Source organism: Novipirellula rosea (assembly GCF_039541335.1).
Lineage (GTDB): Bacteria > Planctomycetota > Planctomycetia > Pirellulales > Pirellulaceae > Novipirellula > Novipirellula rosea.
Genome location: NZ_BAABGA010000041.1, coordinates 48,063 through 69,955 on the forward strand (window position 1 = coordinate 48,063; position 21,893 = coordinate 69,955).

General features: G+C 56.2%; 11 protein-coding genes. 7 read left to right on the forward strand and 4 right to left on the reverse strand.

Annotation, left to right across the window (positions count from 1 at the left end; genetic code table 11):
* Positions 1-33: 33 nt before the first annotated feature.
* The 3 genes from ABD971_RS17170 to ABD971_RS17180 all read right to left on the reverse strand — a co-directional run bounded on the left by ABD971_RS17170 (position 34) and on the right by ABD971_RS17180 (position 5,866).
* The gene (locus ABD971_RS17170; RefSeq protein WP_345324063.1) at positions 34-3,117 is read right to left on the reverse strand and encodes a secretin N-terminal domain-containing protein; all 3,084 of its coding nucleotides are present in this window, start codon (positions 3,115-3,117) and stop codon (positions 34-36) included.
* A 561-nt stretch (positions 3,118-3,678) separates the two neighbouring features.
* The gene (locus ABD971_RS17175) at positions 3,679-4,962 is read right to left on the reverse strand and encodes a 6-phosphofructokinase (RefSeq protein WP_339943346.1); all 1,284 of its coding nucleotides are present in this window, start codon (positions 4,960-4,962) and stop codon (positions 3,679-3,681) included.
* A 277-nt stretch (positions 4,963-5,239) separates the two neighbouring features.
* Positions 5,240-5,866: a tellurite resistance TerB family protein gene (locus ABD971_RS17180; protein WP_339943348.1), complete on the reverse strand. Its 627-nt coding sequence runs from the start codon at positions 5,864-5,866 to the stop codon at positions 5,240-5,242.
* A gap of 261 nt (positions 5,867-6,127) precedes the next feature.
* On the opposite strand from ABD971_RS17180, the gene ABD971_RS17185 reads away from it, so the two are divergent.
* The 5 genes from ABD971_RS17185 to glgB all read left to right on the forward strand — a co-directional run bounded on the left by ABD971_RS17185 (position 6,128) and on the right by glgB (position 13,893).
* Positions 6,128-8,083, forward strand: a complete 1,956-nt coding sequence (locus ABD971_RS17185; protein ID WP_345324066.1) for a flagellin N-terminal helical domain-containing protein — start codon at positions 6,128-6,130, stop codon at positions 8,081-8,083.
* A gap of 113 nt (positions 8,084-8,196) precedes the next feature.
* Positions 8,197-8,688: a flagellar assembly protein FliW gene (fliW, locus tag ABD971_RS17190; RefSeq protein ID WP_339943352.1), complete on the forward strand. Its 492-nt coding sequence runs from the start codon at positions 8,197-8,199 to the stop codon at positions 8,686-8,688.
* Positions 8,689-8,822: 134 nt separating this feature from the next.
* Positions 8,823-10,277, forward strand: a complete 1,455-nt coding sequence (gene zwf / locus ABD971_RS17195) for a glucose-6-phosphate dehydrogenase (RefSeq protein ID WP_345324069.1) — start codon at positions 8,823-8,825, stop codon at positions 10,275-10,277.
* Positions 10,278-10,724: 447 nt separating this feature from the next.
* Positions 10,725-11,429 (forward strand): ribonuclease H family protein, encoded by a 705-nt coding sequence (locus tag ABD971_RS17200; RefSeq protein WP_425571326.1) that lies wholly within the window; start codon positions 10,725-10,727, stop codon positions 11,427-11,429.
* Between the two features lie 196 nt (positions 11,430-11,625).
* Complete coding sequence (gene glgB, locus ABD971_RS17205) at positions 11,626-13,893, forward strand: 1,4-alpha-glucan branching protein GlgB (RefSeq protein ID WP_345324071.1); 2,268 nt, start codon at positions 11,626-11,628, stop codon at positions 13,891-13,893.
* 13 nt (positions 13,894-13,906) lie between these two features.
* Here the strand turns inward: glgB and ABD971_RS17210 are convergent, their stop codons facing one another.
* Positions 13,907-14,095, reverse strand: a complete 189-nt coding sequence (locus ABD971_RS17210; RefSeq protein ID WP_345324073.1) for a hypothetical protein — start codon at positions 14,093-14,095, stop codon at positions 13,907-13,909.
* Between the two features lie 182 nt (positions 14,096-14,277).
* Between ABD971_RS17210 and ABD971_RS17215 the strand changes: the two genes are divergently transcribed.
* Positions 14,278-15,345 carry a WD40 repeat domain-containing protein gene (locus ABD971_RS17215; RefSeq protein ID WP_345324075.1) on the forward strand — a complete coding sequence of 356 codons (1,068 nt, stop codon included), beginning with the start codon at positions 14,278-14,280 and terminating at the stop codon, positions 15,343-15,345.
* A gap of 223 nt (positions 15,346-15,568) precedes the next feature.
* Positions 15,569-21,643 carry an SdrD B-like domain-containing protein gene (locus ABD971_RS17220; RefSeq protein ID WP_425571327.1) on the forward strand — a complete coding sequence of 2,025 codons (6,075 nt, stop codon included), beginning with the start codon at positions 15,569-15,571 and terminating at the stop codon, positions 21,641-21,643.
* Positions 21,644-21,893: the final 250 nt, after the last annotated feature.

Consider the following 21,893-nt stretch of genomic DNA (forward strand, 5'->3'; position numbering starts at 1 on the left):
TCCGCAATCGGTTTGGTGAGGTTGGGGAAGCGATTAGCGACCGCGACCACCACCGCCACCGCCGCCTGAAGGACGCCCACCGCCGCCTGTGCGGCCGCCACCGCCAGTCCCGCCACCAAATCCTCCGGTACGACCGCCTCCGGTGTCGCCGCCGCCCCGCATCGCGCGGAACATTTCAATTCGACGTTGGATGTCGTCCGAGCTGGGGGTGGTCGCACTGCCGTTGGTCGAGGAGGTCGATGATGTGCTGCTGGTTTTCGAATCGGCGGTCGAGCTCGCTGTTTTCACGCTGGCTCCGAGTATCGATTCGAGCGCTTGTTTGACGATATCGGCCTTGATATCACCTTTGAGTGTCACCACTTCGACGCGTTCTTCGGTCTGCATGCCACCCTCGTCCAACGCGAGCACCAATTCACGCACTTGGTTGAAATCTTGGGGCGTTGCGGTCACGATCAGCGAATTGCTGCGTTCATCGACCGAAACGGTGATTTTGGCAGGTTCGCTCTGGGATGCTGCGCCGCTACTGCCCCCACGTCCTCCGCGGCCTCCGCCACGAAGTGCTGCAATAATGTCTTGCGGATTGGGTTGTCCGCCACCACCACCGCGGCTCGAGTCGGTCGCCGATTTCATCTTGTCCGCAAACACGCTCTTGACCACTTCGGAGACACTCTTGGCATCTTGGTAGATGACAGGGATCAAGGCAGGCTTGGCGACGACTTCGACGTCTTCGGGACTCTCTTGGATATCGAGCTTACGCAGAATGATTTCGATGGTTTCGAGATCAATCGCGTTAGCTTGAACGATCAGCGCGTTCAAACGCGCGTCGGGAACGATGCTGACCGACCCGGTGCTCGTCAGGATCGATTTGGCGGACGATTCATCACCGCCGCCTCCGCCGCCGCCCATACCGAGCAGCCCCATCATTCCGCCCCCCAAACCACCAAGGGGATCCGCTATTGCCGACATGCCGCTATCGCCGCCGCCCAAAATGCTGGCGATCAATTCCGCCGTGGTATCGGCTTTGGCGTACTTGAGCCAAAAAATGGTTGGCAAATCGGACTGGGCACTGGTCGACGAAGAAAACGATTGCATCAAGGCTTCGAAGGCATCGAGAGCTTCGGTGTCCTCGGATGCAACGATCATTCCCGCAGGCGAGAACTGGATCACGATATCGGACCCTTGGTATTGGAAGCGAACTTCGGGGGATGAGCCATCAGCCGCAGACGAGCGGCTGTCGCTCGTCGCTGTACTGGACGTGACTGCACTGGAGGCTGGGATTTGGCTTTTTTGCGAGTCGGCCTCGTCGTCAGCGATTGGAGCAGTGACGAGTTGGTAATCCGACGCGTGGCGGGATCGGACTCCGGTGCGACTGTCGATCGGCAATCGTGGCACGCGTTCGTCCGAAGGGGCCGATTCAAAGCGAGGCTGATTGTTGTTGGCAGGTTTTTCCGGGTGCACCCGTCGTTCCGGCATCTCGTTGCCCGAGGAAGACGCACCCGAAGTGCGAATGGTGCGAATGTCGTTTTTGCGGCCTAACGTGGACCAAATGCTTTGGACTTGGCGAAGTGCATCTTCGGCCGCTTGGCCGGTATAGGGCAAAACACGCACTTTTTCGCTCATCGACCCGAGCACGTCTTCGCCTTCGAGTTCGCCGATCAGTCGTTCGATCATGGCGATTTCATCGCTTGTTCCGCGAATCCACAAACGCCCTGTTATCGGGTCACCATCGACGATCGGTCCGCTGCCCCCTTCGGCCGTGATGCCGAAAAATTTGTTGATCGTCAACAACGCTTGGGCGGGATCGAGACGTCGCAGATTGATGACTTTGAAGTCTTGTCCGTTGCCTTCGAGCTTCGCAATCGTGGCCGCAATCATCGCTTGCGTTTCTGGGCGTGCAAACGCAACAATCGCATTGGTCTTGGGGTCGATCGCAATACGCGCGTCCGGGGTTCCCGCCAACAGAGTTTGCAATACATCAAACACGGTTGCCGAATCGGCGGTCTTGACCGAGTGAGTTTCGAAAACCGGCAACGCGACTTCGGCTTGAGCGTTTGGATCGGCTGCGGCGAGTGGTTTGTCTGCCTTGCTGATAATGCTTTCCAGCAGCGCGACTTTGCCTGGCAATCCGGTTGCGTAAATACGTTCGCCGTACAGACCCAATGAAATGCGAATTTCATCGTTGGCGTTTTGGCCAGGATCGAGTCCGATCAAGGGGCGAGCAATCTCGAGCATCTCGTCGCTGCCGCGATGCTGGAGCACAATTTCGACGATATTCGAATCGGCTTGGCGTGCATGTTCAAGCAATTGGCGGATGGCGAGCAATTTGCCTACCGTCTCCGTGACTTTGACTTGCCGTGCGCTGTCCAACACGATCGTGCGACCCCATGGGCCGACGAGTTGTGCGATCTCTTGTCTCGCCGCATCGGGCGTCAAACTGCCAAGCGGAAAGACACAGCTGACGATGTCGCTACGGCTGCGGTCATCCAGTTCGTCCAGCGTGACCAGTTCGGCTACTTCGCTGATCAAGTTAGCGGCATTTTCGACTTCCAGATCGATCAGCAATAACATCCGTCCGCGACGGACCAACGCGTAACCGCGATCGAGCAACAAGCGATTCAAAATATCCAAGCTCTCGGCAGCATTGTACGAACGACTGGGGTCGACGTAGTTGACCGAACCGGTGGGGAAACGATCGATTTGAAGCGACAGGTCGGCTTGCTCGGAAAACCACTCCAAGACATCCTTCCAGCTTGCGCCAGAGAAATTGAAGACGAATTTTTCCTGATCCATCGCAGGCTCACTTTTACCGCTGCCCTTGATTTCCGCATCGCTGGGTTGGCCCGTCGGGGCCGACGCGGCCGACGCGGTAGGGGCCGACGCGGTAGGGGGCGTCGCGGTAGGGGGCGTCGCGGCATCAGGTTTCGGCGACACGTCGGTTTCCGAATCGGATGGCGAATCGGTTTCCGAATCGCGGACGTCGGCGGTCTCGGATTGCGTTTGCACCCGTGCCGGTTGCACATCGACGGTGGAGCCAGGCGGATTGTTCTGCTGAGCCCAAACGTGGGGAGTGACCGAGACAGCAAACGCGACGGTGAGGAAAAGGAGCGAGTATTTCATGCTCGAAAAAACGATTCCGTGGAAGAGGAAGCCACTGTGATGCAAGCGGGCGATATCGGCTACGGGCGACACTCTGCCGAAGTGCCACCCGGTTATCTTAATCACGATCTGCTGAATTCCTCGCACGAAGCCTTGGGTGAATCGCCCAGAATGGAGGTTTTGTGGCGGGCACACCGGTTATGCAGGCAACCGTGTCGAACTCAGCTGATGCTTTTAACCCCTCCGCGAAACAGAAGTTTCTAGCGGAAACGATGAATTTGCCGACTTCCGGCACCCGCTTCCCGCTGCAACGAGCCGTTCGGTTCGCCCCGCGGATCCGGTTTTTCTGCGATTTGCACCCTCAGGGACGCAAAAAAAGCCAGCCTCGGGGGGAGGCTGGCTTTTCACGGTTCACGTATTCGTAGCGAAAATCGCGTCGAGTTTCGGTCGGCGCGGTGGAATATTCTGGCAAGGCAGCGACGGGGGCAAGGCGGCGATGGGGGCGAGGCGGCCCCCGGTCTAATTCGACGTTTTTAATCGCAGCCAGCGGACGGCACGCACCCTATTGGTTGCCGAGCCTGATTAGTTATCGATACAGGTTTCCAAGAAACGTGCCAGACGATGGAAATCGCTATTTTGCTCAATAAATCGCACTTTGGTGACCAGCGTTTCTGGGTCGACCAATTTGCTGAACGGGACGAAGTGCAAATCGAATTGGCCTGAAACCGAGACCATCACGCCATTGAGCTTTTCTTCGACAAGCGCCCGGTAGGCACCGACACCCAATTGCGAGCCGAGCATGACGTCATAGGCTTGCGGCGGGGCGCAACGGGCTTCGTAACCGAGTTGCAATCCGTTGACCTTGCGGGTTTTTCCCGTCCTTTCGTTGTAACGTTCGCTGACCAATTTGGACATCATCGTCGATAGATTGAGCGACGAGATATTGATGTGTCCATGATCGTCGCGGCTGACGCCTTCGAGGTATTTGGTCGGTAGGTATTCAGCCATCCCTTCGGCGACAACGATTGTGCCGTATTGGCGTCCTTCGCGTTCACGAGCCAGCATCATGTCGACCATGCGATCGACCACACGGTCCAGTGCCATTACTTTCCGAGTCTCGCCGGTCTCGTGGTTGACGATTTCTTCATCGGCCAACGCGCCACAAATGTCTTCGACGCTGAGCACCATACTGGCTTCGCCTGCGATCGCGGCACCGTAGGCGAGCCACCCCGCGCTGCGTCCCATTGCTTCGCAAAGGAAGTAGGATCGGCCGGCGGCGGCGTCAAAGTTCAAGTTGCGAATTTCTTCGGCCAACGTTTCCACGGCGGTGAAGAACCCAAATGTAAAATCGATTCCCGAGTAATCGTTGTCGATCGTTTTGGGCAAATGCACGATTGGGAAACGACGAGCGTCCGCAGGCAGATTGTCCTGGAACATCTTCAGTTTGTTCGCGGTCTTGAGCGTGTCATCGCCGCCGATCGAAATCAATGCGTCGACTTCCAACGAGCACAGGCCTTCGTAAACTCGTCGCAGCGGAGCAACCAGTTCAGGATCCTTCAAATGGGCTGGCGAGTTGACGTGTTTGCCGGGGTTAGTTCGGGCGGTACCGATCATGATCCCACGGCTGCTGCGTGCATTGGTCAGCGAATCGTGCGAGAAACGGATGTAATCCGAACCCTCTTGCAGCGGCCCCGCAGCGGTATATTCCGCCAATCGACTGTAACCATGCTTGATTCCGAATACCTGAGCGCCTTCTTCGAGAAACGAAAAGGCGGCGGTCGAAATCACTGCATTGGCAGCCGGAGCGGGACCCCCCGCAAACAAGATGGCAACGCGTTTGATATCCAATGAATGTTTGCTGGGCATGGAGTGATTTCGTCAGGTTCAAGGGGAGGTTGGGGAGCTGAGAAGGACCGCTTCCTTCACATCGTGCACCGACGATTTTAGGGATCCCTGAGCGTTCGCCAAGATGGGAGGCTGGTGGCGGGACCACGTCGACGCCCTCAAACGCCGGTGCGGGCAGCGAAATCGCCGTTCCGCTGTCGGTAACGCCATCGCATCCTACATAACGCGATCGCGCCCTACATTGGGCACCGGTTGACGATTCTGGCCCCCCGATCCGGCGTGTGCGAACCGCCCTGAGTCAGGCCTGCCACTGCAGGGCTTCTTCGATCGCCGCCTCGTATTCCATGTCGGTTAGCTCGAGGATCTCGCGCATGTCCGACAGAATCTCAATTTGTTGGGGTTGCAGCGTCCCTTCGGCGGACGCAGCGAGAAACATCGCCTGCAACGCTCGCATCCGTTGGTCCTGGTTCCAGCCTCGCGAAATCGTCAAAACGTAGTTCTTTGCCAGCACCTTGTTTTCCATCGCGATGCTGCACAAACGCCCCAGTTCTTCGCGGTCCATCGGCCGCTCTAGTAAATCATTGGCGATCGTTTGCAGGGCGTCGATCTCGTTTTCGCTGATTTCGCCATCGGCAAGCACCACCAAAACCGCCGAGCGGATCGCTTGATCACGAAACTGAGATTCGATCGTCGCTTCGTGCGTTTCCCGGTCCATGCTCAATACGCTGGTATCCCACGTGCTGCGGCAACTATCGCACTGAACAAATTCCTCCGCAGCCCCGATCGGCACGGTCGGAACGAAGTAAAGCGTTAAAAACGGTCGCCTTGCTCGCAATCGAAACGGCTGCGGTGTGCGGCAGGTGGGGCAGTAAAAATTGCCGCGATCACGTGTCCGCGTCAGGTTCATGGTGCCGATCAGAATCATTTTTTTTTCAAACGCAGAAAAAGAAGTAACAGCAGAACGGACGGTGTCACACCGAGAAGACCGCGTCACATTGGGGGGAATAGCGTGAATTTAACAATTAGTGGGCATTGTGACGGTAACGATTGGACGGATTACACGGATCGCAACGGATTGAGTGGCGACAATTTAGAAGGAGTTCCGAATAAGGACGATAACGAGTGAAGATACTGATTTCATTTTACGCGGAAGCGGCGAGCGATCGACGCGGCAATTTAGCACATCATGGCCATTCTTCCCGTCTCGGCGAATCGAACGAGCACTCCGCTGATGAACCAGCGGTTGATGTTCCAGCTAAACGCGGATCAGTTGGCGTTGCAGCGTCAGTATGACCAATTGTCGTCGGGACGCAGTGTCTTAAAAATTTCGGACAATCCGGCGGCGGCCAACCGGGCACTCGGGCTGAACCGTACGATCGACCGTGGCAATCAGTTGGTGCGTAACGCAAATTCCACCATTGGCTACTACGATTCGGCCGATTCCGCGTTGTCGCAAATTGACAACGCATTGATTACCGCCCGAGCGACGGCGGTCCAAGGGGTCGAAACGATCAATTCCGATGATGAACGCGAAGCGTTGGCGCTAACGATTCGTGAAACGATCAACAGTGTCTTCACCGCGGGCAACGCGATGTTTCGCGACCAGCAACTGTTGGGTGGGATTTTGAACGGCGGGAACGCCTATAGCTATGTCGAGAACGAAATCGTCTATTCCGGCCGCGACGCGGTTGGCAAGACGATGCTGGGCGGCGGCGACCTCTCCGAGATCAATGCCACTGCGTCCGATTCGCTCGGCACCAACGGCGTTTTCCTCACAGGGGAACCGCTCGGTGCGGCGCTCGATTACGACACACGCTTGGTCGATATGCGTGGCGGTGCCGGGGTTGCCCCAGGAGCGATTCAGTTGTCCGGTGGCGACAGCACGGTGGATGTGGACCTCAGCAGCGCGTCGACGATCGGCGATGTCGTGGACGTTTTGTCCAAGGTCGAACTCGAAGGCCGTCCGCTGAGCGTGACGATCAGCAACGATTCGATCCAGATCAAATACGCGGACGATTTGCCTGGCACGTTAGCGATCCAAGACACCAAGGGCAGCACGTTGGCCAGCGATCTAGCGATCTCCAACCCAGGTGGGCTGAAGGCGCCGCCGATTATCGGAGACCGTTTGACGCCTCGTTTGACCGCCGAAACACTCATCGAGGATTTGGCGTTCGGCGCCGGAGTGGATTTGAGTGGCGGTATCACGATTAAACAGGGAGCCAAGAGTTTTTCGATCGATCTGAGCGACGCCGAGACGGTGGGCGATGTCTTGATTGCGATCAACCGTAGCGGTGCCGATGTGCATGCCGAGTTGAACCAAGCCGAGGGCAGTATTCAATTGCGTGCGCTGCGAAGTGGCGTCGATTATTCGGTGGGCGAAAACGGCAGCAATGCCGCCCGAGCCTTGGGAATTCGCTCGGCCACCGAAATCACGACGCTCGACGAACTCGGTCGTGGCCGTGGCGTCGTGCTTAATGCACAAAGCGAAGATTTGGTGATCACGCGTCCCGATGGTGTCCAGCTGAGTTTGGATCTTGAGGGAGCCGAGACCATTGATGATGTCATTAAGCTGATTCGCAATCATCCCAACAATCAAGATACCGCCCGCGTCCTGGTCGGTCTCAATACGATCGGAAATGGAATCGAGTTGCAGGCTCCGCCCGGAGCCAATCCGATGTCGATCCGGCAACCGCAATTAAGTAACGCAGGAACGCGGCTGGGGTTGATCCCCGAAGGCGAAATCGAAGCGTTTGGGGAAACGGTAGGCAGCGTCAACCAAATAGCGGGAGTCGATTACATGCCGCGGGATGCGGGCGGAGCTCTCGACACGCTGTTGCGACTCGAAACCGCCATCCGTGACAACGATGTCGCTGAAATCGAACGGTTGCAGGTCCGCTTGGACGAGGATTTAGACCGCGCGAGTCGGACGCGAGGCAAAATCGGCGTTTGGACACGGAATCTGCAGGATATGAAGGCGTCGGCCGAAACCAATGTGATCCAGCTAACCGAGCAACTCTCGAACGAAGTGGACGCCGATTTGGCGACCGTGATCAGCGATTTGAGCCAGCGGCAATTGTCATTAGAAGCATCGATGCGAATCATCGGACAGACTTCACAATTGACCGTTTTGAACTACTTGTAACGATTTTTCCGAATTGTTTCATTTTACCGAGGGGCCAGCCGATAAAGAGATTGGCAGGTCTTCGACCGACCTTTCTGTCAATAAGACCATCTGGAAATCGGGAAAGAAACGACATGAGAATCGATACGAATCGTTTTGGCACGTTGCAGATCAACGCGGACGAGTTGTTTCTTTTCCCTCAAGGTTTGATTGGAATGGAAACGCTTCGCCAATGGGCGCTGCTACCTGACCCGGAAAGTGCTTCGGTGGCATGGCTGCAGAGTGCTTCCCGAGGCGATCGGGCTATTCCGTTGGTCAGCCCGCGAGCATTTTTTCCAGAGTACCGGGTGCACATCAGCCGCCGTGAACTTGGCAGTTTGCATCTTCGCAGCGGATCGGAAATCTATGTGATGACGACCGTCTCGGGACGTGAAGGCAAAGTCACCACGAACCTGCGGGCTCCGATCTTGTTGAATTTGGATCACCGACTCGGTTGCCAAGTGATTGCCGACAACGATCTGCCGATCCAGCAAACGCTTCAAATCGCCTCCGCAGCGAAGCAGTCTGCCGAGACCCAAGCGGCGGAAATCAAAGCCGCTCTGTCGCCACTGCGTCGAGCCGCCTAAAGTCCGGCTGTGCGGCCTGATCTTCCTGAAGCGCCCCGCGTCCTTTAAGCTGTGCCTGTCACGTCAACCTTTCGTTGTTTGACGCATGAACCTTTGAGCACCGCAAGCACGGACACCGCAGGGGAAAAAGAAGCATGGCTCATACGATCGTAATCTTTGGCGCTTCAGGCGACTTGACCAGCCGAAAATTGATTCCGGCGCTGTACCTGATGTTCAAGAAGGATCGCCTGCCCGAGGGGTCCCGGATCGTTGGGGTTTCGCGAAGTCATTTCGAGCACGAAGAGTGGCGAGATTCTCTTTGTGCGACGACGGAAAAATTCGCCGGCAAATCGTTTGATGCTGAGACCTGGAATCGGTTCAGCGAAAACGTCTTCTATCAAGCCGGCGATATCAAAGAGTCCGACGACTTCAAAAAGCTCGGTCAGTTTCTCAGTTCGATCGAAACCGAAGCTCACACCGGCCGCGTCTATTATCTATCGACAATGCCTCAGTTGTATGAGGAAGCGATCAAACAACTCGGTGCAGCGGGGTTGGTGGATGACAGCGAGGGGTTCCGCCGCGTGATCATCGAAAAGCCGTTCGGGACCGATTTGAAAACGGCACAAAAATTGAATCGTTCGATTCACACCGTTTTTCGCGAAGATCAAATCTATCGCATTGATCATTACCTGGGCAAAGAAACCGTTCAAAACATCTTTGCTTTGCGATTTGCCAATAGCATTTTTGAACCGATTTGGAATCGCAACTTTGTTGACAATATTCAAATCACGGTTGCCGAAGAAGTCGTGATCGGGCGTCGCGCGGGGTACTATGACACCTCGGGCATTCTGCGTGACATGTTCCAAAATCACATCTTGCAATTGATGATGATCACCGCGATGGAACCGCCCGCGCGATACGATGCCGCACTTGTGCGTGATGAAAAAGTCAAGGTGCTGCACAGTGTTCGCCGGATGAGCGGTGGCGATTTCGCGATGAACACCGTCCGCGGTCAATACAAGGGGTATCTGCAAGAAGAAGGGGTGCCCGAGCACAGTCAAACCGAGACCTTTGCGGCGCTGAAACTGTACTGCGACAATTGGCGTTGGAAGGGGGTGCCGTTCTACTTGCGAAGCGGTAAGGGAATGTCTTGTCGCACCACTCAAATCGTGATCCAGTTCAAGAATGTGCCTCACATTTTGTTTGGCGAAAAAACGCGTTCACCACTGGGCAATCGTTTGGTGATTCAGGTGCAACCGGCGGAAGGAATTCAATTGCACTTTGAAACCAAAGTGCCTGATTCGGAAATGAAAACGCGAACCAGCACATTGGACTTCAGTTTCCGCCAAGCGCCCGGCGGAACGTCGATGCCCGATGCTTACCAACGTTTGCTGTTGGATTCGTTGACCGGCGACGCCAGTCTGTTCGCTCGCAGTGACGAAGTCGAATTGGCGTGGGGGATCATTGATCCGATCATCGAGGCATGGAAGAGCCCCGCCGCTCCGGACTTGTTCCCTTACGAGCCTGGGTTATGGGGACCGGCCGAAGCGGGCGAGTGGATGCATCGTCAGAAACGCGAGTGGTTCGACGTCTGCCCCGTGCTCTCGTAATGCCCGGCGCTTCCACTAACGATCCCAAAAAACGGGCCGCCTTCCCTCCGGCGGCCCGTCCTCCTTGTCTCCTCGTCTCCTCGTCTCCTCCTCTCCTCCTCTCCTCCTCTCCTCCTCTCCTCCTCTCCTCACTCCTCACTCCTCACTCCTCACTCCTCACTCCTCACTCCGCCTCCTCTCTACCGGTTATCACGGTCGCACGTTTGGTAGCGGCGTGTCGGAACCTAGGTTGACTTTTTCTGGCAGTCAAAGTTTGGCGACTAGGTCGAGTATGCCGAACCGACAAGTACACCCCGTCGTTTGCAAGCATCGATTCAGAGCGATGTTGGCATGTGCGACGCTTCGGTGCGCTTGATGGATCGAAACTCCCAATTCGTCGGGTTTGGAAAGATCAAGGCATGATCGTCCCAGACCCTATGACCCATCCTGTTGGAAACCCCAGTCGTGATGCTTCAATCAATTGATGCGACGTCGCCCCTTGTTGTGCCTGGCGCAATAAAGGGTGTCGCCAAAGAGATGTCGCCCCGTGATGGCAACATCGAGATACCTAGTGACAACATCGTTTCGGAATACCTGCTGGTTTGTGAAGCTCGTTCGACGACGCTGATGGACGGCTTTTGGCAATTTTCGCTGGAAACCGCCGGCGGTGAGCCTGTGTTTTCGGCGCAAGACAACGAGGTCGGTGACTTGAACCGATTGACGTTGCTGGCGGCCGTTCGCGGACTCGAAGCCATCGAGGGCGCGTCGACGGTCACGTTGATCAGCAACAATCGTTATCTGATTCGCTCGCTTGCCGATTCGCTACCGCGTTGGCGTGAGAACAATTTTGTATGGGAGCATTTTGGACGTCGTATCGATGTTCAACATGCCGACCTGTGGCGACGAATCGATCGGGCTTTGCAGATTCATCGTGTCGAAGCCTGTTTGGTTTCTTCGCGGCTTGTCAGCCCCGAGCCTCGTGCGGTCGAGAGCCCTGCTGATTCAGGTGGCGCTGAACTGCGAGTCGATTCGCCGCACGGTTCGGTTGCCGCAGGGCCGCGAATCAAGCCACCGAACGATCGACTTCGCCAATGGCTACTTGGCGGCGGAGCATCGTCGGGAAGCGCACCAGCACGACGGCGAATTCGCACCGCCGATCTGCTCGATTCCTAGCCGCGATCCCGCTCGTGGGCGATTCGCTGCCCGCTAGCCGTGCCAAACACGAGCCGTGGCGAAAGTGATGCCTTGGTTGGAACGCGAGTTCACCCAACTTGGTTCGAAACGTCTCTCGTCGTTGGCGAGAGACGTCCTTTTATTCAACAAAACATTCCACCCTTCATCCCGATTTTTTTGTCTTTCGGTATCCCAAATGCACACACAAGTTTCGCTATCGTCGATCTCGAAGTTGATCAACGGAACCCACGAGAACCCCTCTGGTCTACTGGGACCTCATCCGATTGACTACCGAGGAACTGCAGCCACGGCGGTTCGCAGCTTTTTGCCGGAAGCTCAGGCTGCTTGGGTGATTGATCCCCAAAACGGCGAACGACGTGCCATGCGGCGGATTCATCCGGCTGGCTTTTTTGAAGCAATTTGCGACTCGATGGTCGACGCAACGCTGGCAAAAAGCCAAGATGCACAACAGAATCACCAGCGTCTTCACACTATTGCCAACTCGAAGTATCGCATCCAGATGACCAACAAATCCGGGGAAACAATCGAAATGAACGACCCGTACGCCGTACCGTCGATCTTGACTGACTTTGACAATTATCTGATTGGCCAAGGAAAACACTACGAGCTGTACGAGCGACTCGGAGCCCAACTGCGCACGGTCGATGGCACGCCCGGAGTCAACTTTGCCGTCTGGGCACCCAATGCTCGGTCGGTCCAGGTGGTGGGCGATTTCAATGGCTGGGACGGACGTAAACATGTCGCCCGCATCCATCCTAACCTTGGTATCTGGGAACTGTTCGTGCCTGGGGCGAAGGTGGGCGACCGCTATAAGTTCCGAGTCCATAGCACGGACGGATCGTGGGTGGACAAGAGCGATCCGTATGGTTTGGCAGCCGAGTTGCCACCATTGACGGCATCGATCGTTGCCAACGTCAACTCGTATCAATGGTCCGACAGCAAGTGGATCGACCGACGAAACGATTGGAATCCGCTGCACGAGCCGATGAACGTGTACGAAGTGCATTTGGGCAGCTGGCAAAAGGGGCCAGGCCGCAAACATGGTTGGCTCGATTACCGTGACTTGGCTCGCCGTTTGGCCGAGTATTGTCATCGCATGAATTTCACTCATGTCGAATTGATGCCGGTTAGCGAGCATCCGTTCACCGGATCATGGGGCTACCAAACCGTGGGCTATTTTGCACCGACAAGCCGTCACGGCAGCCCCGAAGATTTCATGTTCTTCGTCGATTACATGCATCAACACGGAATCGGCGTGTTGATCGATTGGGTCCCCGCGCACTTCCCCAAAGATGCTCATGGGCTGCGTCGTTTCGACGGTTCGCCGTTGTACGAACATGCGGACCCACGCCAAGGCGAGCACCCTGATTGGGGCACGATGATCTTTAACTTTGGCCGCAACGAAGTGCGTAACTTCCTGGTCGCGAATGCTCTGTTCTGGTTGGACAAGTATCACATCGACGGGCTTCGCGTGGACGCAGTGGCATCGATGTTGTATTTGGATTACAGTCGCGAAGATGGCCAGTGGATTCCGAACCAGTATGGTGGCCGCGAAAATCTCGAAGCGATCGACTTTTTGCGAGAATTTAATACAGCGATTCACGAGAAGTACCCAGGCGTCGTCACGGCGGCCGAAGAATCAACCGCTTGGCCGGGCGTGTCGCGGCCGGTCGATGATGGGGGACTCGGTTTCACCTACAAATGGAACATGGGTTGGATGAACGACACGTTGTCTTACATGCACAACGAACCGATTCATCGCAAGTACCACCAAAACGAGTTGACGTTTAGTCTGATCTATGCCTTCACCGAAAACTTTATGTTGCCGCTGTCGCACGACGAAGTGGTGCACGGCAAGGGATCGCTGATCAGCCAGATGCCGGGCGACATGTGGCAGAAATTTGCCAACCTGCGTTTGTTGTATTCCTACATGTGGACGCACCCGGGTAAGAAGCTGTTGTTCATGGGCGGCGAGTTCGCTCAGTGGAGCGAGTGGAATCACGATGATGGTCCTGATTGGATCCTGTTGGATTTCGCCACCCATCGAGGCGTGCAGCAGTTGGTCGCCGATTTGAACAAGGTTGTGATCGAGAATCCTGCACTGCATCAACTCGATTTCAGCGGCGATGGATTCGAGTGGATCGATTGCATGAATGCCGATGAGAGCACGTTGGTGTACTTGCGAAAGGGGCTCGATGGAACGCCGCCGATTTTGGTGTGCAGCAACTTCACTCCCGTGGTTCGCAAAGGTTACCGCGTGGGAGTGCCGGCGAGCGGTTTCTGGAAAGAAATTTTCAACAGTGACGGGGAAGCGTACGGCGGATCGAACGTCGGTAATTACCCCGGTCGTGAAACGTTCGGCGAAGGCCACCATGATCGCCCTGATAGTATTTCGGTCGACCTGCCACCGCTGGCGACCGTCATGTTTCGCTTGGAGGAGTAATCGCACGAGCGAGTTAATTTTTGGCGGAGCGGCGAGCGGTCGCCGCCCGCTCTGAATCAACGTGTCGACTCGCTGCAAGCGGACGACGCCCTCCACCGCGTTGCGCACCGCCGCTAAAGTCGATGGCATCGGCGTACGCCGCGACCGCCAGCAATCGTGTCGTGAACAAACGGCGTTCGGTACCCCCTCTGCGGATTTTCAAATTCGACTTTTCCGATTATTCCGTTCATGACGGTTTTTCGGACTGCCGATTTAGACAGTAACTGGGTCTATGCGCGGCCATGTCGAGCGTTTCGGCGACATCTCCGTAGACGTCGCTGTGAAACACGAAATTCACGCTGCGTACTCGCCCTGGACTACTCGTTCGTTTTTGAGGGATCAGACATGCCGCGTTGTGTTTCACGCCGTACTTGGATTGCAACAGCCACCACGGCGATGATCGCCGTCGGTACTGCGGAAGTTTTGCTCGCACAAACACCCACGATTGCCAACGCGCTGGGGCATCCTTCGTTTCCAAGTCGTGTCATCCGCTTGCAGCCGATCGGCGATCGCACGACGTCACCGGTCGTGACCGCGGTCGCAGCCGATCCACGCGGCGAACTGCTGGCCGCAGCAGGAGACGATTTTGGGATTCGCATCATCGATGTTGCGACGCTCAAAGTGCAGCATACGCTCGAAGGGCATCGAGATCTGATTCGCAGTTTGTCGTTTGATAATGTTGGCGATTCGCTGGTTTCGGCCGGTAACGATGGCCAATTGATCATCTGGGATCGCAAACGATCGTTTGAAATTGGCCAAAGGATGCAGGGGACTCCAGCGCTGGCCTGTGTTTGCTTTGCACCCGATGGAACCAAGATCGCCGCCGTCGGTTTCGATCCCAAAGTGTTCATCATTGGCGCGATCGGAAACGAAACTCCCAAATTCTCGTGTGATTGCAACGATCTTCGCAGTATTGCCTATCGTGATGATATGCGAGTATTGGCAGTCGGAGGTCGTAGCGGGGATCTGCATCTGTTTGATCCGCAAACTGGCAACTTGATCGCGGAACCGCATTTGCATTCAGCCCGGATTCGTGACATTGCGTTTCATCCGCATAGCAATAATGTGATAACGGTGGCCGAGGACGGCGTCGTCACGGTTTATGACACGTTGAATCAAAAGAAGATCCACAGCGTTACCGTCACGTCGGGACGACTGTTTGCGATCGCGACTATCGATAGTCAACACATTGCCGTGGCGGGATCGGATAACGTCATTCACATCGTCAATACCGATACCGGCGTCATCCGGCACCGGCTCGAGGGGCATGTGGGGACCGTTTCGACGCTGACGGCAACCGGCGGACATTTGTTTTCAGGTGGGTTTGATGCCACGCTCCGACGATGGAGTCTGGATGAACTGCATCGCTCGGGTAGCCGCATCGCTGAGGGAACGACCCCGATTGAACGGTAGCCCCCGCCGACAGGCTCGCAGTCGGTCCTAAGTAGAAAAAATACAACCCATCATGAGTCGCCTTTCGCACCGCGAAAGTTTGCTCAATCGTTTCTCTCGCGGAAGCGAAAGAAACGATCCTATTTGTTCATCGCACACGGAGGTGCCTCGGGTGATTTGGAAATCAAAACGCAGCCGATCGATCCAAAGCAATACACGGACCAAGAACGTCAAGCGACGAATGTTGACGTCCGAGAAGCTTGAGAGTCGTCGATTGTTCGCGGCCGATCCAATTCACGTTGGCGTCGTCTATATCGAGACCGATTATTTGGAATCGGACCAAGACGTCGGTAGCGATTCGCGAGGCGACCGTTTCATCCTCTCGTTCACTGGCGGTGCAGCTGGTACGGAGTTGAATGAACTCCGAATCCGTACTGACAAAGACAACGATGGAATCTCCGTCGGCGACCTGATTTATGACACCGAACTCGGTGGCCGTGGCAAGAACGGCGCTCACAACTTTCAAATCGTTCGTATTCTGACCGCCGACGGGCATACGGTCGAAGCCACCGCCGAAGTCGAAGATGGCGGCCAAGAATTGGTGCTGCGGTTGTCGGGATTCCGCGCAGGCGACCGGTTAGAATTCACTATCGATGTCGATGAAGTGCTGCGCAACTTACCGGATTTGGATCAGTTCAATAGCCGCTTGGATGTGATTGCGTCGGGGCAAGAGTTCCAGGACTCGATTCTCGAAGCGACCTTTAACGCCCCGCACTACGAGACATCGCACGCAGACGCGGTCTTCTTAAATGACTACGGCGATCCTGCGAAGGATCACAATCTGAATCTGCCTCCCGACGAAGGAACCGGCGCCGACAGTCGTCCAAACCGCTCAGCAGCAGCCGTCGCGACAACAGGCCAGATCGCAAAACCAATCTCGATCGCGGGCCAAGTCTGGTTGGACAACAATTTGAACAAAACCCGCGACGCCGGGGAATCGGCGGTCGCGGGCGTGACGATTACGCTCTTTAAATGGGATGAAGCCACCAATCGCTACGTCGATACTGGGCACCACACGACGACCGATGGCGATGGACAATACGTCTTTCCTCGCGCGTTGGGACTTGTCCCCGGACGCTACCGTATTGTCGAAACCCAGCCTGATGGACTGTTCAGCGTCGGCGCCATTCCGGGAGCTGTCGATGGCATCGCCAGCGGCCGAGTGGAATCGATCGATGTGTTAGCCGATATCGATATTCCGCTCGGTGATACCGACGCGGTCCGCTACGACTTTGCCGAAGCCCAAGCGGCGTCGGTGTCAGGCTATGTCTATCGCGACGATAACAACGATGGTCGTAAGGACGCGGGCGAAACCGGGATCGCCGGGGTTCGCGTTCAATTGGTTCCGATCAACACGATTTCAGCGCAGTCCGCGATTACTGTGACCACGGCGGCCGACGGTTCGTATTCGTTTAACGGCTTGGCACCGGGGACTTATAAAGTCATCGAAGTCGACCAGCCCGCCTACTTGAACGATGGTCTTGACACCCCCGGAACGATCAATGGCCGCGTCGTGGGACGCGCCGAGAACCCCGGCGATGCCATTCATGACATCGTGTTGGCAGGCGCCAGTGACGGGGTCGATTACAACTTTGGCGAAACGCCGTTTGGTTCGATCACCGGTTTCGTCTACTTGGTGGCACCTGGCGAAGATTGCGAAGGCCCCCACGATGCTCCGGGCAACAAGCCGCTCGAAGGCGTCCGTGTGGTGCTGCAGGATTCCTTCGGCACGATCATTGCCGAAACTCGCACGTCGGCCGACGGAAGTTACGAGTTTGATGAGCTGCCGATCGGAAACTACCGGATCGTTGAGTACACGCCGGCGGGACTACTTGATGGTGGTGCCCATGTTGGTCTTGTCGACGGTTCCGCCTCGGGGACCGCGGTCGGAGGCGGTTTGATCCAAGAGATCACGATGACCGCCAATGGGCGTGGAGTCGAGTACAATTTCTGCGAGATTGCTCCCGCCACGATTAGTGGATTTGTGTATCACGACCGCAGTGATGATGGTAAACGCGACGGTGGCGAAGAAGGCATCGCCGGAACCACGGTTTCGTTGATCGACGCGAGTGGCAAGGTCGTCGCCACCGCCGTCACGAATGCCAATGGACGTTATGAGTTCAAGGGAATTATTCCTGGCGTCTATCGATTGGTCGAAACTCAACCCGACAATTTCTATGACGGCAAAGACACCGTCGGATCGGTCTCGGGAACGCGAGTCGGACGACTCGGAAACGACGGCGACTCGTTGGTCGATATCGAGCTAAAGCAAGGCCAAGCCGGAGTTGAGTACAACTTTGGCGAATTGGTCGGGGCGACGCTTTCAGGCCGAGTGCATGTCGATGCCGATGGTGATTGTGATTACGACGAAGGCGAGATCACTCCGTCGGGCGTCGTGATTCGTTTGATCGACGTTAACGGAAACGAAGTCGCTCGGACCACCACCAACGCCGAAGGCAAGTATTCGTTCACCAACATCACGCCCGGCGAATACACCGTGATCGAAGGGGCAGTGGACGGCTACTTCGAAGGCACCTCGCACGTGGGGTCGGCCGGCGGCGTGGCCGATCCGCCCAACCGGATCAGCAAGATCACGTTGGCATCGGCCGAAGTCGCCGTGGATTATGATTTTTGTGAACATCCACCCGCGGAAATCAGCGGTGTCGTGTACGACGATCGCGACAACGACAATCGCCGTGATACGGGCGAAGCCGGAATCGGCAACGTGTTGGTCGAATTGTTCAATAGCGATGGCGAAAAAGTGGCGTCCACTCGCACCGACGCCAACGGAGCGTACCGGTTCACCTATCTGCCGGCGGGATCCTATACAGTTCGCGAAATGCAGCCCACCGGATGGTTGCAAGGGGGACAACAAGCTGGCAATAACGGAGGCGATGATTCGGTCGACGACGTCATTTCCGCCATCCCAATTGGCTGGGGCGATCGGTTAACCCAGTACAACTTTGGCGAACTGATGCCTGGTTCGATCAGCGGTGTGGTGTATGTCGACAGCAACGGCGATTGCGTGCATGATCCCGACGAAGCCCCGATCGCCGGAGTAACGATCGAACTGCGAGACGGCAACGGTCAAGTCTTGGCACGCACGACGACCAACGAAAATGGACAATACAGCTTCGAAGGTTTGCGTCCCGGCGAATACCAAATCTTTGAACAACAACCCGACGGTTTCTTCCAAGGCGGCCAAGTCGTCGGCAGCGGCGGCGGTGTCGTGCTAGACCAAGACTTGCTTGGCATGACCTTGATGGCGGGCGCCAATATCGTCGATTACGATTTCTGTGAATTGCCACCGGGATCGATTAGTGGTGTGGTTTACATCGATGCCGATGGCAACTTCCAACGCGACACCGGCGAAGCCCCGATCCGTGGTGTGAAAATTGAATTGCGAAATGACAAGGGCGTCATCGTGGCGACCACCGTCACGGATGCCAACGGTCGCTACTTGTTCGAGGGGCTCGCGCCGGGTAACTATCAGATCTTTGAACAACAACCGACCGGTTTCTTCCAAGGAGCTCAGCATATCGGTAGCGGCGGTGGCACGATCATCAGCCAGGACTTGACCGGTCTGAAACTGTCCGCCGGGCATGACGTTGTCGATTACAACTTTGGTGAATTGCCACCCGGATCAATCAGTGGCGTCGTCTACATCGATGCGAACGCGAATTTTCAGCGTGATTCCGCTGAAGCAACGATCGCGGGTGTGAAAGTCGATTTGCGAGATGGCAACGGAAACGTCGTGGCAACCACCGTAACCGATGCCAATGGACGCTACCTATTCGAAGGCCTCGCCCCCGGCGATTATCAGATCTTTGAACATCAACCGGCCGGCTACTACCAAGGCGGCCAACACATCGGCAGCGGCGGTGGTAACATCCTCGGCGCCGACTTAACAGGGCTGAAACTTGCCACCGGTCGCAACGTCGTCGATTATGACTTTGGTGAATTGTTGCCAGGTTCGATCAGCGGCTACGTGCATGTCGATAGCAACGGTAACTGCACCTACGAAGAAGGCGAAAAGCCGATTGCCGGAGTGCGTGTCGAATTGCGTGATGAAGATGGCAACCGGATTGCCGAAACGACGACCGATGCCAGCGGATTGTACCGCTTTGGCAACTTGCCACCGGGACGTTATCACATCGTCGAAATTCAACCCGACGGTTACTTCCAAGGCGGACAACACATCGGCAGCGGCGGCGGCGAAGTGATCGGTGAAGATCATCTGGCGCTCGATTTGCTCGCTGGAGCCAACGTCGTCCATTATGACTTCTGCGAACACGAACCTTCGACTATTTCCGGTTCGGTGTGGAAAGAGACCGATTTGGACCGCGTATTCAATTCGGGCGACATTCCGCTCGGTAATATTCTGATCGAATTGTTGGACGAAGTGGGCAATCGAATTGCACAAACACGCACCGATGCGTTTGGTAACTACGAATTTGCCAACCTCGCGCCGGGTACCTACTCGGTGCACGAACATCAGCCCGTCGATTTGTTTGACGGCGGAGCGGTGGCTGGATCCGCAGGCGGCGCCGTGACCGGCGATGACCTGATCAGCGGAATCAAACTGACCGGCGGCACCAACGCAGTCGACTATGATTTTCCGGAAGTTCCACCCGCAACAATCTCGGGATACGTGTTCCAAGACGGTTCGGCAATTCCGGCCAACACGCCACCGAACGCCGAAGATTTGCGTGATTACAAAGACGGATTGTTGACCGATGATGACTTGCGAATCGGCGGCGTGACTCTCGAACTGAGAAACGTTCTCGGCGAAGCCTTTACATCCGACCGGGCACTCGCGGGTGTCTATCCCGACGGCGTGATCCGGGTCACGACCGATGAATTTGGTTTCTATGAATTTACCGGTCTTCGTCCTGGTACCTACAGTGTCTATCAGGTGCAACCTGATAACTTCATCGACGGTCTGGATACTGCTGGTTCCACCGGCGGCGTTGCGGTTAACCCCGCGGACGTTCTCGCCGAAGACGATGCCATTCGTATCCAAACGCTGGCACTCAGCGAAGCGACTGATCCACGCGATGACGCAATTTTGTTCATCAACTTGGGAGCGGGCGGATCGAGCCGCAGCAATAACTTTAGCGAGATCGCGATCACTGAACCTGCGATCCCTCAATTGATCGAAGATCCGATCGAAGACATTAAAGTCTATACACCGATTGAGACATTCGATCCTTCGATTCGCTTGGTTGGTTTTGGTGAGATTCAATCGATCCGTCGACCCATGATCGCGGATGATGAATGGGCGGTGTCGTGGCACCTCAGTGTGATCAACGGGGGCTTCCCCGGAGGATCGGCGCAGGATGGTTCGGCAGTGATCAAGACCGTCGGGGCAACCTCGATGCAAGAGAACTGGACCGAGGGCGAGCACACCTCGGGGCGCTGGGTGATCGTCAACGCCGATGGCAAAATGATGGAGATTGCGGATCGCTTGACCATGGGCGAAAAAGATGCCATCGCGTTGACAGGTGACTTTGACGGCGATGGTAAAGACGAAGCCGTGCTGTTTGTCAACGGACATTGGTTTGTGGATCTGAACGGTGATGGACGCTGGGACGAAGGGGACATGTGGATCAAGCTGGGCACCGAACTGGATCGCCCGGTGGTCGGCGACTGGGATGGCGACGGCAAAGACGACGTCGCGATCTTTGGTCGTCAATGGCATCGTGACCCGCAACGCATTAAGAAGGATCCTGGACTTCCCGATCCCGAAAACAAGCGTCGTCGTGAGCTATCGGCCGCAGAATTGGCAAAACATGTTGACGACCGTGGCGAAGATCGCGAGCGATTTTTGCGTCGAGGCAACGATGGCAACTTGCGTGCTGACGCCGTCGATCACGTGTTCCAGTACGGTGAACAAGTCGACACCCCGATCGCTGGCGACTGGAATGGCGACGGCATCGATCAAATCGCGGTCTTCCGCGGTGGCACATGGATGCTCGACACCGATGGCGATGGACGCTGGACTCTCAACGACGAGAAAGCCGAATTTGGACGCCCTGGTGATGAACCGATCGTCGGTGACTTTAACGGCGACGGGATCGACGAGATCGGGGTCGTACGCGGCGATGTGTGGATCATCGATACCGACGGCGACCGCAAGATCACCGGCAACGACCTGCAAATCGAAGTGCCCCGCCCCAGTGGGGACAGCCAGCCCGTGGTAGGCGACTGGGACGGCGATGGCCGGGATGAGGCCGGATATTACGACGAAGCGGCTTAGAAGAGGCGTGAGGGCCGTTTTTGACGGTCTGACGCCCATTCGCTAGCGAAGTATCGCGAGCCTGGGCTGGTAATGATTTTGGTGTCGTCGTGATTTTGGGGATGCGTCGGTTTTCTGCCGCCTCTCTCGCGATGTCCTCGGTGAATAGGTGACTTCCGGAACGACCGGAAGATAAACTCACCCCCGAATATCCCGTTTCACTGCCAAAATTTTAGCGTCCCATCGCCTGACGCCCGCTCAGGCAAGAGCT

Bases quoted from the DNA above. Each gene is read 5' to 3' on its own strand.
- zwf (WP_345324069.1), top strand. From the start codon at position 8,823: ATGGCTCATACGATCGTAATCTTTGGCGCTTCAGGCGACTTGACCAGC.
- ABD971_RS17185 (WP_345324066.1), top strand. From the start codon at position 6,128: ATGGCCATTCTTCCCGTCTCGGCGAATCGAACGAGCACTCCGCTGATG.
- ABD971_RS17215 (WP_345324075.1), top strand. From the start codon at position 14,278: ATGCCGCGTTGTGTTTCACGCCGTACTTGGATTGCAACAGCCACCACG.
- glgB (WP_345324071.1), top strand. From the start codon at position 11,626: ATGCACACACAAGTTTCGCTATCGTCGATCTCGAAGTTGATCAACGGA.
- ABD971_RS17200 (WP_425571326.1), top strand. From the start codon at position 10,725: ATGCTTCAATCAATTGATGCGACGTCGCCCCTTGTTGTGCCTGGCGCA.
- fliW (WP_339943352.1), top strand. From the start codon at position 8,197: ATGAGAATCGATACGAATCGTTTTGGCACGTTGCAGATCAACGCGGAC.
- ABD971_RS17175 (WP_339943346.1), bottom strand. From the start codon at position 4,962: ATGCCCAGCAAACATTCATTGGATATCAAACGCGTTGCCATCTTGTTT.
- ABD971_RS17170 (WP_345324063.1), bottom strand. From the start codon at position 3,117: ATGAAATACTCGCTCCTTTTCCTCACCGTCGCGTTTGCTGTCTCGGTC.
- ABD971_RS17180 (WP_339943348.1), bottom strand. From the start codon at position 5,866: ATGATTCTGATCGGCACCATGAACCTGACGCGGACACGTGATCGCGGC.